Origin of the sequence: Streptomyces flavofungini (genome assembly GCF_014650815.1) — a bacterium.
Taxonomy (GTDB): Bacteria; Actinomycetota; Actinomycetes; order Streptomycetales; family Streptomycetaceae; genus Streptomyces; species Streptomyces flavofungini.
The window spans coordinates 268,299-283,086 of record NZ_BMVR01000005.1 but is presented as its reverse complement, the minus strand read 5'-3'; the positions used below and the strand labels follow the sequence as shown (position 1 = coordinate 283,086).

At 74.2% G+C, this 14,788-nt stretch carries 12 protein-coding genes; 4 read left to right on the top strand and 8 right to left on the bottom strand.

All coding sequences use genetic code 11. From position 1 onward, the window contains the following. Positions 1-3 precede the first annotated feature (3 nt). A complete protein-coding gene (locus IE274_RS14695) occupies positions 4-870 on the bottom strand; it encodes an acyl-CoA dehydrogenase family protein (RefSeq protein ID WP_190116155.1) in 867 nt (288 codons plus the stop codon). A gap of 7 nt (positions 871-877) precedes the next feature. Continuing rightward, positions 878-2,020 (bottom strand): acyl-CoA dehydrogenase family protein, encoded by a 1,143-nt coding sequence (locus tag IE274_RS14690; protein ID WP_190116154.1) that lies wholly within the window; start codon positions 2,018-2,020, stop codon positions 878-880. Between the two features lie 146 nt (positions 2,021-2,166). Here IE274_RS14690 and IE274_RS14685 point away from each other — a divergent pair, with 146 nt between their 5' ends. After that, positions 2,167-3,720, top strand: coding sequence for a class I adenylate-forming enzyme family protein (locus tag IE274_RS14685; RefSeq protein ID WP_190116153.1), 1,554 nt, complete (start codon positions 2,167-2,169; stop codon positions 3,718-3,720). Between the two features lie 52 nt (positions 3,721-3,772). Here IE274_RS14685 and IE274_RS14680 read toward each other — a convergent pair whose 3' ends face one another. Beyond that, a complete protein-coding gene (locus IE274_RS14680) occupies positions 3,773-4,270 on the bottom strand; it encodes an EF-hand domain-containing protein (protein ID WP_190116152.1) in 498 nt (165 codons plus the stop codon). A 331-nt stretch (positions 4,271-4,601) separates the two neighbouring features. Then, positions 4,602-4,976: an STAS domain-containing protein gene (locus IE274_RS14675; RefSeq protein WP_190116151.1), complete on the bottom strand. Its 375-nt coding sequence runs from the start codon at positions 4,974-4,976 to the stop codon at positions 4,602-4,604. Positions 4,977-5,250: 274 nt separating this feature from the next. On the opposite strand from IE274_RS14675, the gene IE274_RS14670 reads away from it, so the two are divergent. Together IE274_RS14670 and IE274_RS14665 are read left to right on the top strand one after the other, a co-directional pair. Then, complete coding sequence (locus IE274_RS14670; RefSeq protein WP_190116150.1) at positions 5,251-5,844, top strand: sigma-70 family RNA polymerase sigma factor; 594 nt, start codon at positions 5,251-5,253, stop codon at positions 5,842-5,844. Further along, a complete protein-coding gene (locus IE274_RS14665; protein WP_372446991.1) occupies positions 5,841-7,379 on the top strand; it encodes a maleylpyruvate isomerase mycothiol-dependent enzyme family protein in 1,539 nt (512 codons plus the stop codon). Before IE274_RS14670 ends, IE274_RS14665 begins: the two co-directional genes overlap by 4 nt. A 145-nt stretch (positions 7,380-7,524) precedes the next feature. Here IE274_RS14665 and purU read toward each other — a convergent pair whose 3' ends face one another. Both purU and IE274_RS14655 read right to left on the bottom strand, forming a co-directional pair. Further along, positions 7,525-8,418, bottom strand: a complete 894-nt coding sequence (gene purU / locus IE274_RS14660; RefSeq protein ID WP_190116149.1) for a formyltetrahydrofolate deformylase — start codon at positions 8,416-8,418, stop codon at positions 7,525-7,527. Between the two features lie 162 nt (positions 8,419-8,580). Continuing rightward, a complete protein-coding gene (locus IE274_RS14655; RefSeq protein WP_190116148.1) occupies positions 8,581-9,081 on the bottom strand; it encodes an SCO4402 family protein in 501 nt (166 codons plus the stop codon). Positions 9,082-9,367: 286 nt separating this feature from the next. Here IE274_RS14655 and IE274_RS14650 point away from each other — a divergent pair, with 286 nt between their 5' ends. Continuing rightward, positions 9,368-10,606: an ABC transporter substrate-binding protein gene (locus IE274_RS14650; protein WP_372446992.1), complete on the top strand. Its 1,239-nt coding sequence runs from the start codon at positions 9,368-9,370 to the stop codon at positions 10,604-10,606. A 100-nt stretch (positions 10,607-10,706) separates the two neighbouring features. On the opposite strand, the gene IE274_RS39465 is transcribed toward IE274_RS14650, so the two are convergent. Next, positions 10,707-13,034, bottom strand: coding sequence for a hypothetical protein (locus tag IE274_RS39465; protein ID WP_229909547.1), 2,328 nt, complete (start codon positions 13,032-13,034; stop codon positions 10,707-10,709). A 246-nt stretch (positions 13,035-13,280) separates the two neighbouring features. Next, positions 13,281-14,669, bottom strand: coding sequence for an NsdA family TPR-like regulatory protein (locus tag IE274_RS14640; RefSeq protein ID WP_190116146.1), 1,389 nt, complete (start codon positions 14,667-14,669; stop codon positions 13,281-13,283). Positions 14,670-14,788: the final 119 nt, after the last annotated feature.

Below are 14,788 nucleotides of genomic sequence, written 5' to 3'. Positions count from 1 at the left end.
CCCTCACAGCGCCGCCGCCAAGGCTTCCTCGGCCCCCGCCGCACCCCCGCCGAGCCCCGCCCGCACCCACGCCCGCTTCAGGTGCAGATGGACGTCGGACTCCCAGGTGAACCCCATGCCACCGTGCACTTGCAGACAGTCACGGGCGTTGCGTACGGCGGCGTCGTCGGCCAGCAGCCGGGCCCCGGAGGCCTCCAGCGGGTCCCCGGTGACGGCGGCGGCGTAGACGGCGACGCGGGCCAGCTCCGCGCGGACCAGCATGTCGGCGCACAGGTGCTGCACGGCCTGGAAGCGGCCGACGGGGCCGCCGAACTGTTCCCGTTCCCGGGCGTGTTGGACGGCCAGTTCGGCGGTGCGGGCGGCGGAGCCCAGTTGTTCGGCGGCCGTCAAGAGCACGGCCGGGGTCTCTTCGTCGGGCACGGGCGCCCCTTCCCGCACCCGGTGCAGCGGCGTCAGCGGGTCGACGGACCGTACGGCCACCGCCCCCGCCGCGTCCCCCCGCACCACGTCGGCCTCGTCCAGCCACGGCACGAAAGGCCCGGCGACGGCCGTGACGACCACCGTGCCCCCGGCGGCGCCCTCGACCGCCCCGGCCGCGAGGAACGTCGCCACGGCGGGCCCGGGCAGCAGCACCCGCCCGGCCTCCTCGAACGCCAACACGGCCGCGGGCAGCCCCAGTCCGACGCCGCCCGCGTCCTCGGGCAGGCAGAGCGCGAAGAACCCGGCGTCGCCGAGCGTCCGCCACAGCTCCCGGTCGAGCCGGGGCGCGTCGACGGCGGCCCGCAGCGCGTCCCGCCCGAACCGCCCTTCGAGGACGTCCCGCAGGCCCCGCCGCAACGCACGTTGATCATCGCTGAGTTGGAAGTCCACGCGCCGCTCACCGGCCCTTCGGCAGGCCGAGGATCCGCTCGGCGACGATGTTCCGCTGGATCTGCGAGGTCCCGGCGGCGATGGTGTACGACAGTGAGGAGAGGCGTTCGCGGGTCCAGGCCTCGTCGAGGTCGAGGGCGCCGGGGCCGAGCACCTGGGCCGCCGTGTCGTACAGCTCCTGGCGGGCGTGCGAGTAGCGCAGCTTGAAGACGGAGCCGCCGACGCCGGGGACGCCGCCGGTGCGCTGGGCCTCGCTGACGTTCCACTGGGTGAGCCGCCACAGGGCCCCGAACTCGGCGCTGAGCCGCCCGAGCCCGCGCCGCAGCACCGGGTCGTCCCAGCGCCCGCTGGCGCGCGCCGCGCGGGCCAGCTCGCCGAGCAGCCGCCGGCAGGCCACGACCTCCCCCACGAAGGCCGTGCCCCGCTCGAACGACAGGGTCACCATGGTCACGCGCCACCCGTCGTTCTCGGCGCCCACCCGGTTGCCGACCGGCACCCGCACCTCGTCGAGGAACACCTCGGCGAACTCGGCGGAGCCCGCGAGGGTCCGCAGCGGCCGCACCGTGATCCCGACCGCGTCCATGGGCAGCGCGAGCCAGGTGATGCCCCGGTGCTTGGGTACCTCCGCGCTCACGGGCGTGGTCCGCACCAGGAGTTCGCACCAGTCGGCGACCTCCGCGTGCGAGGTCCAGATCTTCGAACCGCTCACTACGTAGTCGTCGCCGTCCCGCCACGCGCGCGTGCGCAGCGACGCGAGGTCGGACCCGGCGTCCGGTTCGCTGAACCCCTGGCACCACACCTCGTCCCCGCGCAGCACGGGCGGCAGCCACCGCTCCCGCTGCTCGGGGCTGCCTTCGGAGGCGATGGTGGGCCCCGCGTGCAACAGCCCCACGAAATTGGCCCCTACGTAGGGCGCGCCCGCCTTCTCCGTCTCCTCCAGGAAGATCAACCGCCGGGTCGCCGAGGCATCCCAGTGCACCTCCCCGTACCCCGCGTCGTACAACATCCGCTGCCACGCGGTGTCGTACGCCCGCCGCCCCGGCCAGTCGTCGACCGACGGCTTCCCGGGCAGCTTCGGCAGCACCTCGGCGAGCCACCCCCGCAGCCCGGCCCGGAAGGCTTCCTCTTCCTCCGTGTACGTCAGGTCCATCGAGGTCCCCTCGCCCGACCGTTTCTGACGGTTCGTCAGCCAGCAGGCTAGCCCCGCACCCCTGGACCGACAAGGAGCGGGGCTCTACGCTCACCGCACCATCTGACTATCCATCAGATTCGCCGGGCTACGCCGAGGGGGCCGCCGTGCACGACGACACCGCCCATGCCCTGAGCGCCTGCGGGACGCTCTGGGAGCTGATCGAACGCCGCGCCGCCCTCACCCCGGACGCCCCCGCCCTGATCCAGGCCGCCGCCGACCCCGCCGACGACCGGACGCTCACGTTCGGGGGGCTGCGGAAGAGCTGCGAGCGGGTGGCGGCGGGGCTGTACGGGATGGGAGTGCGGCCCGGGACGGTGGTCGCGTGGCAGTTGCCCACGCGGATCGAGACGGCCGTCCTGTCCTTCGCCCTCGCCCGGCTCGGGGCCGTGCAGTCGCCGGTGATCCCGTTCTACCGGGAGCGCGAGGTCGGCTTCGCGCTGCGGGAGTCGAAGGCCGCGTACTTCGCCGTGCCGGGCGTCTGGCGGGGCTTCGACCACGCGGAGCTAGCCCGGCGGCTCGGCGCGCGCGGCGTGTTCACCGCGTACGACGAACTCCCTGAGGACGACCCGGGCATGCTGCCCCCGCCGCCCGCCGACGGCCGCGCGGTGCGCTGGATCTACTGGACGTCCGGTACGACGTCCGACCCCAAGGGCGTCCTGCACACCGACCGCTCCCTGCTCGCGGGCGGCGCCTGCCTCGCGCACGCGCTGCGCCTGACACCGGCCGACGTCGGCTCGATGGCCTTCCCCTTCGCGCACATCGCGGGCCCCGACTACACGGTGATGCTGCTCCTGTACGGCTTCCCGGCCGTCATGTTCGAGCACTTCGCGCTGCCGGCCGCGCTGGACGGCTACCGGCGGCACGGCGTGACGGTCGCGGGCGGCTCGACGGCGTTCTACTCGATGTTCCTGGCCGAGCAGCGCAAGCGGCCCGCCGAGCCCCTCATCCCCACGCTCCGCCTGCTCGCGGGCGGCGGCGCCCCCAAGCCCCCCGACGTCTACCACGCCGTCGTACGCGAACTCGGCTGCCAACTCACCCACGGCTACGGCATGACCGAGGTCCCGATGATCACGATGGGCGACCCCGAGGACAGCGCCGAGAACCTGGCCACCACGGAGGGCCGCCCGCCCGCCGGTATGCAGATCCGCGTCACCGACGCCGACGGCAAGGAGGTGCCGGTCGGCACCGACGGCGAGGTGCGGCTGCGCGGGGAGGCCGTCTGCGAGGGCTACTTGGACGCCGCCGCGACGCGGGCCGCCTTCGACGCGGACGGCTTCCTCATCACCGGGGACCTTGGACACGTACGGGAATCGGGACACCTGGTGCTCACGGGCCGCGCCAAGGACATCATCATCCGCAAGGGCGAGAACATCTCCGCCAAGGAGATCGAGGACCTGCTGCACACCCACCCCGCGGTGGCCGACGTGGCCGTGATCGGCCTGCCGGACGCGGAGCGCGGCGAGCGGGTGTGCGCGGTCGTGGAACAGGCCGCCGACGCCCCCGCGTTGACCCTCCCGGAGGCCACCGCGTACCTCCGGGGCCAGGGCCTGTCCGTGCACAAGCTCCCGGAGCGCCTCGAACTGGTGGCGGCCCTGCCCCGCAACGAGGCGCTGCGGAAGGTCCTCAAGTACAGACTGCGGGAGCGCTATTCGGCGTGAGCCACGCGCGCGCGTGCGCGTGGCCGCACGACGGAAGCAGTGGACGTACGCCCTACTCGGGGACCGTGAAGTACGACGCGAAGGCGGTGACCACCTGGTCCTCGGTGACCGGGCCCAGGTCCGTGGCGACCTGCTCGGCGACGCCCGGCTGCACGCCGAGGACCCGCAGCACCCGGGCGACCTCGGCGCCGGTGACCGAACCGTCGGCGTCGCCGTCCGCCAGGGCGATCAGCGCGTGCAGGAACGGCCGGGCGATCTCCGCGAACCGCGCGGGGTTGTCGCGCAGCCGCTTCACGGCGCCGCCCACGAACTCGTCCCGGGTGATCCGCTGGTCCCCGTCCCGGTCGGCGATGCCCGCCATGCCCTGCCAGAACGCCTCAGCCCCGATGTACAGGGCCTGGCCCTTCTCGGACCGCGCCGTCACCCCGAACTCCGCGAGCAGCGCCTTGGCCGCCGTGCTGAAGTCCTCACGGGAGATGTAGCCGTTGCCGTCCTGGTCGAAGGTGGCGAAACGGGCCGCGATCCTGCGTTCGTACTCGGCACTGTCCATGGTCTTCGGGCCGCCTCACTTCTCATGCGGTTGGGGGGTTCGGCCGCCGTGACCGGGGCCGCGGCGGCCGTACTTCAGGTATCTGTCCAGGAGCGTACGACGCCGTCGCCCGCCGGGAGGCGGAAAAGCGACGCCTGTGCCAAGACCGCTGGAATTCCGGGACACAGGTGTGTCACGGGCGCGATCCTGGACCGGCGCACGCCTGCCGCGGCATCCGCTCGGGACGGTTGTATCAGCATTCCGATCTTGACCGGGATGTGGGGCTCCGCTTGCCCGCCGGACCGGCCGCCGCAGGCCGCACGGGACTCGCGGGACTCGCGGGACTCGCGGGCTACGCGGTCAGCGGCGCCGCGCTGTCGTCGACCGCCGACTCGGCGTCCGGATACACCTCGAAGAGGCGCCGTACGCCAAGGGCGGCGAGGACGCGGTTCACGTGCGAGCCGTCGACGGCGCCCTGCGCGGGCAGGATCAGGCGCAGACGGCCGCGGCAGGAGCGCATCAGACGACGCGTGGTGATCAGTACGCCGACGCCGCTGGAGTCGCAGAAGAACACGTCGGACAGGTCGAGGACCAGGCTGCGGCGGCCCTCGGCCACGGCGTCGTGCACGCGCTGTCGCAGCACGGGTGACGCCAGGAGGTCCATCTCCCCCGACACCCGCAGCACGACCCAGTCGCCCTGCTCGCCCACGGCCACCTGCAACGCCACGCGTCCAGCCTCTCGTCCGCTGATTCGGAAGCAGCACCTTCGGTTCCTCTTTCGCGGCTGCCCCACGGCTCTTCCATGAAACACCAGAGCCCCACCCGCCCCGGAAGCGGGCCGCGGACGGCGGCCGAGTTCAATATCATCCGCCGCCCCGCCCAAGGCCCGCTTTGCCACAAAGAACGGGAAAGCGCGGGGAAAGGGCGGTGCGCTGTCAGTGCCGCCGACTACATTCGATGTAACGGTGAGGGTGAGGACGGCGAGCGCACGAGGGGGCCGCATGCCGAAGGACGCGCCGCGTCGCTGGGACCGCCGCATGCAGCAGCGCCTGGCGCACGGAGAGGCAGCCGCGCTCGGCGAGCTGTACGACCACTTCGCCTCGCTGGTGCACGGCCTGGCGCACCGCGTCCTCGGCGACGTGGCGGCGGCCGACCGCATCACCCGCGAGGTCTTCACGCACGTCTGGGAGAACCCCGAGGCGTACGACCCGAAGCAGGGCCCGCTGCGCTCCTGGATCGCCATGCTCGCCCACCAGCAGGCCGTGCGCCGACTCCGCCAGACCGAGTCCGCCGCGCTCGCCCGCGGCGGCGAGGGCACCACCGAGGACCTGGAGCGCACGGTCCGCCGCGCCTCCGCCGCCGCCCGCGCGGACTACATCGTCACCGCCATGCCCGCCCCGCTGCGCGCCGCCCTCGAATTGGCCTATTTCCAACGCCGGGACTACCGCCAGACCGCCGCGGACCTCGGCGTGACCGAGGACGAGGCCCGCCGCAGGCTCCGCCTCGGCCTCCAGCTCCTCTCCACCGCCCACGACACCGCGCCCTCCGAAGAGCCCACCGACACCGGAGCCCACGGCTACGGGAGAGCGCTGTGACCAGGCCCGACCAGCCGGACCCGTACGAGGACGACGGGACGGGCCCCGAGGACGCCGCGGCCTTCGACCCGGCCGGACGGCCCGGGCCGTCCGGGAGCGGTGCGCCGCGCATACCCGCGCCGAGGGTGTCCGTGGAGGACAGCGGGGGGCCGCTGCCGGAGGGGTGGGGGACCCCGGAGCGGGGGGCCGGGGGCGGGGCGTCGGGGGCGGGCGCAGACTTGGGGGCGGGGCCGGACGCGGGGGCGGCGCCGGGGGCCGGTGCGGGGGCACCGGATCCGGAAGCAGCGGCTGCCGCTGACGCGACGGCGTATGCGAGAACCGAATCGGAAGCGGGGACGGGGGCGGGGGCGGGGGCCGCGTCGGACGGGGGTGTGGGGATGGGGGCGCGGGACGCCGACGGGTTCGACCATCAAGTGCTGAAGTCGCTGCTCGGGGCCTGGGCGCTCGCCGCCTGCTCCGCCCAGGAGTCGATGGCCGTCGAGGAACACCTGGGCAGCTGCGGGCCGTGCGCGGACGAGGCGCTGCGGCTGCGCGAGGCCGTCGGACTGCTGCACCCCGAGGAGAGCCTCGACCTCGACCCCGGGCTGCGTACGCGCGTCCTGGAGAGCTGCCTGGGCCGGCGCCCGCCGCGCATCCCGCTGCCGGAGTGGGCGGCTCCGTACGACGCCGAGACGGCACGCCTGGACGCGCTGCTGCAGGACATCGGGGATGCCGAGTGGCATGCGCCGGTGCGGCTGCGGTGGTTCGAGGACGACCGTCCGGTGAGCCGCAAGACGACGGTGGCCGGGGTGATCGCGCACCTCCTGGCCGTCGACGGCCTGGTCGGCACGGCGCTCGGCCTGCAGGACCCGCTCGGCCCGGAGGCTCCGCCGGTGCCGGACCCGACGCGGCGCACGGAGGCGTACTGGCGCGCGTCGCACTTCCCGCCCACACGCGCGGTACGCGGACCGTGGCGGGACCAGACGCACGAGCTGATCCGGACGGTGTCCTTCGCGGGTGGCGGGTCGGGGCGGCTCGCCGTGGAGTACGGGATCGCGGACGAGGTGGCCGGGGCGGACGGCCCCAGGGTGGAACTGCCGTTGCGGGACTCGATGGTGGAGCGGGCCTTCGAGTGCTGGATCCACGCGGAGGACATCGCCGAGGCGGTGGACTATCCGTACGAGCCGCCCTCGCCACGGCACCTCCACCACATGATCGACCTGGCGGCCCGGATGCTGCCGACGACCCTCGCCGAGCGGCGGCGGTCCGGGCGGGCGGCGCCGTCGCGCGAGCTCGTCGCGGCGGGGGCGCCGGGGCGCAGCCTCCGTCTTGAGGTCGAGGGGGTCGGCGGCGGCGAGTGGTTCATCCCGCTGGACTCGCCCGGGGCCAGCGGGTCCGCCGAGTCCGAGGTCGCGCACATCGCCCTGGACGGCGTGGAGTTCTGCCGCCTGGCCGCGGGGCATGTCGCCCCCGAGGAGGCGGCGGCCGGGCAGCTCGGGGACCGCGAGGCGATCCGGGATGTGCTGTTCGCCGCGGCGTCGCTGAGTCGCCTGTGACCGGCGTGGGCGTCGGAAGGCCCACCTGGTCGTACCCGCCACCGTCGGCCTGTGGCCGCGCCCGCCCCGGCGACGCCGAACGGCCGCGCGACGAACCCACCGACGCGCGGGGTCGCGCGGAGCCGCCCGGAGCCGCGCCGTGGGTCTACGCGAAGACCACGGTGCGGTGGCCGTTCAGGAGGATCCGGTGCTCCGCGTGCCACTTCACGGCCCGCGCCAGCGCCTGGCATTCGACGTCCCGCCCGACGGCGACGAGCTGGTCGGGGGTGACCCCGTGCCCCACCCGCTCGACCTCCTGCTCGATGATCGGCCCCTCGTCGAGATCGGCGGTGACGTAGTGCGCCGTGGCCCCGATGAGCTTCACCCCCCGCGCATGCGCCTGGTGATACGGCTTCGCACCCTTGAAGCTGGGCAGGAAGGAGTGGTGGATGTTGATGATCCGCCCGCTGAGCGCCTTGCAGAGGTCGTCGGAGAGGACCTGCATGTAACGGGCGAGCACGACGAGGTCGACGTCTTCCGCCCGCACGAGTTCGAGCAGCCGCGCCTCCGCCTCGGCCTTGGTGTCCCGCGTCACCGGAATGTGATGGAAGGGCACGTCGTAGGACGCGGCGAGCTCGGCGAAGTCGGTGTGGTTGGAGACGACGGCGGCGATCTCGACGGGCAGCGCGCCGATGCGCGAGCGGAAGAGCAGGTCGTTCAGGCAGTGCCCGAACTTCGAGACCAGCAGGACGATCCGCATCTTCTGGTCGGCCCGGTGGAGCTGCCAGTCCATCTGGAAGGAGTCACCGATGGCGGCGAAGCTCGCGCGGAGCTTGTCGAGGGTGACGGGCGGCTCGGCGGAGAAGTGCACCCGCATGAAGAAGAGTCCGGTGTCGTGGTCGCCGAACTGCTGGCTGTCCTCGATGTTGCAGCCGGTCATGAAGAGGTAGCTCGACACGGCGTGCACGATGCCCTGTTTGTCGGGGCAGGAGAGGGTGAGGACGTACTGCTCGGCGCGGTCGGCGCGCTGGTCACTGGCGACGGCGGACTGCTCGTTCATCCGCCCAGGGTCCCATATCCGGCGACCCCCCACGGACCGCCGTCGCACCCCTGCGGAACAGGACGAATGCCACACACCCCCAGCATGAACAACCCCCCGCGGACCTCTCGCGGGCCGCCCCCACAAGACGTACGCGTCAACCCGGCCGCGTACGGGAAGGCCTCAGCCGGACCGCGTGAGGATCCGCAGGACTTCCAGCGTCCGCGGCGCCCCGTCCGGGTCCTCCCCGTCGGCCGTCGCGAGCCGCACGTGCGCGTCCCGCGCGGCGCGCACCGCGTCGGGCCAGCCGGGGTGGTCGAGATACACGGACACCGCGGCGTCCGGACCGGCTTCGTGCATGATGCGCAGCACCCGCAGCACGGCGGCGTCGACGAGCGCGGCCTCCTGGGAGTCCCGGAAGATCGTGCCGACGTACTTCTCGGCCGACCAGTTGTCCAGCCACGTGTCCTCGACCAGGCGGTACACGGCGTCGGTCACATCCCCGTACTCCTCGCGCCCGGCGAGCCAGCACTCCCGCTGGAAGACCGGGTCGGAGAGCATGTGCAGCGCCGAGCGCACGTTGCTGCGCCAGCGCCACCACGGCATGTCGTTCGTTGGCATGCCGCCTATGGTCGTCGACCGACGGCCGCGACGGGAAGACTTCTCCGCTCCTTGCACGGTCATCGATCGTACGTTCCCACATCCCGCACGCGTCTATGGCCCCACCAGTTCACTCTCTGGTCACCAACCGTTGAATGCGCGTCACTCCGCGGTTGGTCCGCTGCCGGAATCGTGCCTGTCCATGGCCGCCTTGCGACGCGTCTTCCCTCCCCGTCCCGACCAGACCGCGCCCCGAGCGCGAAAAGCGCAGCTCAGCGTGGTTGTCGTGGCGGCGTGTGCGTCCCTGGCCGTCGGCTGCGGGGTCATCCCCGGTACCACGGGGGGTTCCGGGGATGACCCCGTCACGGTCATGACCTGGGCGCCGGAGCACACGAAGGCGACCAACAAGCCCGGTATGCCCGCGATGGCCAAGGCGTACGCCCGCTGGGTCAACGCCACCGGCGGCCTCGACGGCCGCAAGCTCGAAGTCGTCACCTGCAACGAGCGCAACGACCCGGTCGGCGCGGGCAACTGCGCCCGCCGGGCCGTGAAGGAGGACGTCGCCGCCGTCGTCGGCTCCTACAGCCAGCACGGCCGCGCGTTCATGGGGCCCCTGGAGTCCGCCGGCATCCCGTACATCGGCGGCTACGGCCTCACCGACGAGGAGTTCTCCAGCCCGCTGTCGTACCCCGTCAACGGCGGGCAGCCCGCGCTGCTCGCGGGCAACGGGCGGCAGCTCGCCGGTGTCTGCGACCGCGTCTCGCTGGTGCGGCCGGACACCATAGCGGGCGACAACCTCTCCAAGCTCCTGGACTCCGGCCTCGCCCAGGGCAACCGCGCGGCGTCGGCCGACATCCGGGCGCCCGAGGACGGCACGGACTACACGGCACAGGCCGAGCAGGCGCTGCACCGGGCGTCGGGCAGCACGGGTTCCGGCTCCGGTACGGGCAGCGGCTCCGGTACGAGCGGCGGCGCCAGCTCGGAGTCCGGCAGCGGCGTCGGTACGCGGGCCGCCTCCGGCCCCGGCTCCGGCGGCAAGGAGGGCTGTGTCGCCGCCGCCCTCGGCGCCCGCACGGACACCTTCTTCGACTCGTTCCGGCGCACCGAGGACGCGTACCCGCCGGTCCGCACCGCCTCCGTGCTCGGCAGCGTCGACCAGTCCCTCGTCGACCGGACGGGCGGCGCGGACGGCCCGTACGAGGGGGCGTACGTCACCGGCTGGTACCCGGCCGCGAGCGACGCGCGCTGGTCGAAGATGCGCGAGGTCATCCGCGAGCACGCCTTCGTCGACAACCGCGTCGACGAGGCGGACGCGGGCACGCAGACCACGTGGATCGCGTTCACCGTGCTGCGCCAGGCCGTCGAGTCCCTGAACGGCGACGCCGTCACCGCCCGTTCGTTGCGGCGCGCCCTCGACCAGGGCCTGCGCGTGGACACGGGCGGCCTCACCCCGATGCTGCGCTGGCGCTTCGAGGACATGCTGGCGGCGGGCGACTACCCGCGCCTGGTGAACGCGGACGTCACCTTCCAGGTGGTGCGGGACGGCCGCCTGATCCTGGCGCGCAAGGAGTTCGTGAACGTGGCGAAGACGCTGGAGTCCGCCCGCTGAGGGCACCCGCCGCACCGCTGAACGCACCGGCCGGTGTCCCCCGTCCATCGGGGACACCGGCCGGTCGCGTCCGTGGGCCCGCCCTTTCGCGGGCCCGCCCTCACAGCTGCGTCGGGATCCGCTTCGTCAGCCCGTGCTGCGTCGCGATCGCGTTCCACAGCGCCGCCGCCTGCTGCTTCGCGCGGGTCGCCTCGCCGCTCGCGCGGTTGCCCGCGGCCGAGTGGTTGGTCTGGCGGGCGTGGCCCTTGCGGCAGCCCTTCTTGCGGGCGACCTGGTCGGCCCACGCGGCGTAGTGGTTGTCGGCGGACGCGGACGCCTTCCACGCCTTGTTCAGCTCGGTGGTCAGGCGCTGGTTCGAGGGCAGCTTGTCGACGGTGAGGCCGGAGAGCCTGCCGACGAGGCCGTTGCGCTGCTTGGCGGCGGCCCGCAGGTCGGTGGCGGCCCGCCCCAGGTTGTCGCACCTGCCGACGTCGCGGACGGCGCCGATCACCGACTCGCGGCTGTTGTTGCTGTCCGCGAGGAGCTTGTCCAGGGCGACGGCCTGCTTCTTGGCGGGGTCGGCGGTCGGGGACGGCTTCTTGGACTCCTCGTCACCGGCCGGGGCGGTCGCGGCGAGCGGCTCGTTGTCGTCCTTCTTGTCGTCGTCGCCCCCGCCGGAGAGCATCGCGCCCGCGCCGACGCCGAGCACGGCGATGCCGACGCCGACGGCCACGAGGAGCGGCATCTTGGAACCGGTACGCCCCCGGCGCTGCCGCCCGGGCGCGGGCTCCGGCTCGGCCACGGGGCCCGGCGCGGGCGCGGCGGCGGGCGCCTGGAAGCGCGGCATCTGCTGGGTGGACGCGGGGCCCTGGTCGGGCTCGGGCTCCCGGCGGAAGAGGCTGTCGAACTCGGCGGGCGGCTGCCGGTCGCCCGGCGCCCCGGGGCGCACCCCGTACGCGGCGTGCGCGGCGCCGGGCGGACCCGCGGGGCCACCGCCGTCCGTGATGGGCGCGATGAACTGGGTGGGCGCGTTGTCGTCCGGGGCGGCGGGCATGACGTCCCCGGCCCGGCCGAGGAACTGGGTGGCGCCGTCGGCGGGCATCTCGGGCGGCAGCGCGCCCGGGGCGGCCGGGCCGCCGCCGTCGGTGACGGGGGCGATGAACTGGGTGGCCTCGGCGTCGGGCCCGCTGGGCGCGGGCGCGGCGTGCCGTCGTCCGCCCGCGTTCGCGGCGGGCGGCGTCCCGTAGGCGCCGTCGTGCGGTCCCGCGGGCTGTCCTGCCGACGGGAGCGGCATGCCCCCCGGTGCGGCGGGCGGGAGCGGCGCGGGGGCGTGCCCGCCGTACGAGGCTTCGGGCAGTTGGTGCCCCGGCCCCTGGCCGTGCTCCTGGCCGGGCCCGGCCGGGGGGAGCGGGTGGCTCTGGTGGCCGCCCTGGGCGTGGAACTGGTCCTGCGGCTGGGGCTGGCCGTGGTTCGGGGCTTGCGCCTGCGGCTGGGCTTGCGCCTGTGCTTGGACCGAGGCCTGACCCTGCGGCTGGGGCTGCGTCGGGACCTGGCCCTGGTACTGGGGCTGCGCCTCCGGCTGGGGCTGGTTCTGGCCCTGGAACTGGCCCTGCGCCTGTGGCGGGGCCTGCGTCGGAGGCTGCCCCCGGAAGGCGCCCTGCGCCTGGCTCTGGAGCTGGTCCTGGAACTGGTCGTAGCCCTGGTCGTACCCCTGCCCCTGGCCGTAGACCTGCCCCTGGTGGTCAGCCTGCCCCTGTCCCTGGGCCTCTCCCTGGAACTGCCCCTGGGCCTGCCCCTGGGCCTGCCCCTGGGGCAGCATCGGATGCCCCTCGGCGGGGATCGGGCCCTGACCCGGTATTCGGCCCGCTCCCGGCCCGGGCATCGGCCCCGCGCCCGGCCCGGGCATCGCACCCGCCCCCGGCGCGAACCCCTGCCCCGCCCCCTCGGGCGGCAGCGGCGCCCCGTACGACCCGCCGTAACCGGCGCCCCCGTACGAGGAGGAGTCCGGGTACGACGCGACCTCAGGCGGCCCCGCGGGCGGCAGCGGCGCGCCCTCCGGCGGCAGCGGCACCCCGGCCCGGCCCTGCTGCGGCGCGGCGGGCTCCTGCTGGGACGGCTGCTGGTAGGACGCGGTGGGCTCCTGCTGGGGCTGCTGGTAGCCCCCGGCGGCGGGCTCCTGGTGGGCCTGCTGGTACCCCCCGGCGGGCTCGTGCTGCGGCGCGCCCCAGGACTGGCCCGCCCCCGGTGCGGGTGGTGCGGGTGACGCGGTCCCGGGGCCCCACGGGTCGCCCCAGGGGCTGCCGACGGGTGGGGCGGCGTGGTCGCCGGTGGTGCCCGGCATCAGCGGCTCGCTGCCGTCCGCGGGCAGCACGATGCCCTCGTGCGCGTGCCGCGCCGCGGGTTGCTGCGGTTCGGAGGAAGCAGCGCCTTGCCCGCTCTGCTGCGTCACCGGGACTCCTACGAATGGGGGACCTTCGGAACGTCGGCTCACGCTACCGGGTCCCCGTGGCGCTCGGCCACGCAGCTCAGAGCACGCCGGACGCCACCCCTGACGCGGGCGTCACGCGAGTAACACAAGTCGTACGGCAGACGCTGTTGAAGGGGGCGTGCGTCGCGGCGCGGGGCTCCCTGCACCCCTTTCACGCCACACGCCCCCCCGACAAGTCGTCCGGGGCGACCCTCGCCGTGGCGACCGTCACGCCGCCTGCAGGTCGAGCCGCGCCCCGAACTCGCGTACCACCGGCTCCTCCCGGAACGGTTCGAGCCGCTGCTGGAAGTCGTCGAGGTACTCCGCGCCGCGGTTGGACCGCAGGGTGCCGAGGAGTTCGACCGCCTTCAGGCCGGTGTGGCAGGCCTGTTCGATCTCGCGGCGCTGCACCTGGGCCGTGGCGAGCAGGACCAGACCGATGGCGCGGCGCCGCGCCCGGGTCGGCGGATGCCCGGCCAGGGACTCCTCCGCGCACCGTGCGGCGGCGTCGGCCTGGCCCAAGTCGCGGTGGCAGTGCGCGAGTTCGTCGGCGAGGTACGCCTGGTCGAAGTGGCGGATCCACACCGGGTCGTCGCCCGAGTCCTCCTCGCCCGTGGCCCGTTCCATCGCCTCGACGGCGCGCCCCGCCACCACCTGCGTGGACCGGGCGTCGCCGAGCAGCGCGTGGCCCCGCGCCTCCGCGGCGTAGAACATCGCCTCCGCGCGCGGCGAGACGCGCCCGCGCGCCCCCTCCTGCGCCGCCCGCGCCAACTGCGCGATCTCGCGCGGGTTGCCGAGCTGCGCGGCGAGGTGGCTCATCGACGCCGCGAGCACGTACCCGCCGTACCCCCGGTCGCCCGCCGCCTGGGCCAGGCGCAGCGCCTGGATGTAGTAGCGCTGGGCGAGGCCGGGCTGGCCCGTGTCGACGGCCATGTATCCGGCCAGTTCCGTCAACCGCGCGACCGCGGCGAACAGTTCGCGGCCCACGGCCTCGCGGTAGGAGCCCGCGAGCAGCCCGGAGACGACGGAGTTGAGGTAGTGCACGACGACGGGGCGGACGTGCCCGCTGCCGTACTGGTGGTCCAGTTGCGTCAGGGCCTCCGTCATCGCCTTCACGGCGGCCACGTCCGAGAGCCCGACGCGCGGCCCCGCGGTCCGGCCGACCTGCGCGTCCGGCGAGGAGATCAGCCAGTCCCTGCTCGGCTCCACGAGCGCGGACGCGGCCACGGAGGAGCCGGACAGGAAGTCCCGCCGCCCCACGTCGCTGCGCCACAGCTCGCAGACCTGCTCGATCGCGCCGAGCACGGTGGGCGAGAACTGCAGGCCCACGCCGGAGGCGAGGTTCTTGCCGTTCGCCATGCCGATCTCGTCGATCGTGACCGTGCGCCCCAGTTTGCGGCCGAGCGCCTCGGCGATGATGCCCGGCGCGCGCCCGCGCGGCTGCTGGCCGCGCAGCCAGCGAGCCACCGACGTCTTGTCGTATCGAAGGTCGAGACCGTGCTCCGCGCCGCACATGTTCACGCGACGGGCCAGGCCGGCGTTGGAACAGCCGGCTTCCTGAATAAGCGCCTGCAGCCGTTCGTTCGGCTGCCGTGCGACGAGAGGCCTGGCGGCCATGGCGTACCCCCTGTGTGCACCGTGGACCATCTGGAACTTCGGATGTGGATGTCGAATGAGGAACGGTCCGGGCCGGTTTGCCCGCATCGCCCAGATGATCAATGCCCTGGGAACAACCG

Excerpts from the sequence above, each read along its gene's own strand:
- IE274_RS14655 (WP_190116148.1), bottom strand. The coding sequence starts at position 9,081 with ATGACCGTGCAAGGAGCGGAGAAGTCTTCCCGTCGCGGCCGTCGGTCG.
- IE274_RS14690 (WP_190116154.1), bottom strand. The coding sequence starts at position 2,020 with ATGGACCTGACGTACACGGAGGAAGAGGAAGCCTTCCGGGCCGGGCTG.
- IE274_RS14640 (WP_190116146.1), bottom strand. The coding sequence starts at position 14,669 with ATGGCCGCCAGGCCTCTCGTCGCACGGCAGCCGAACGAACGGCTGCAG.
- purU (WP_190116149.1), bottom strand. The coding sequence starts at position 8,418 with ATGAACGAGCAGTCCGCCGTCGCCAGTGACCAGCGCGCCGACCGCGCC.
- IE274_RS14650 (WP_372446992.1), top strand. The coding sequence starts at position 9,368 with ATGACCTGGGCGCCGGAGCACACGAAGGCGACCAACAAGCCCGGTATG.
- IE274_RS14670 (WP_190116150.1), top strand. The coding sequence starts at position 5,251 with ATGCCGAAGGACGCGCCGCGTCGCTGGGACCGCCGCATGCAGCAGCGC.
- IE274_RS14680 (WP_190116152.1), bottom strand. The coding sequence starts at position 4,270 with ATGGACAGTGCCGAGTACGAACGCAGGATCGCGGCCCGTTTCGCCACC.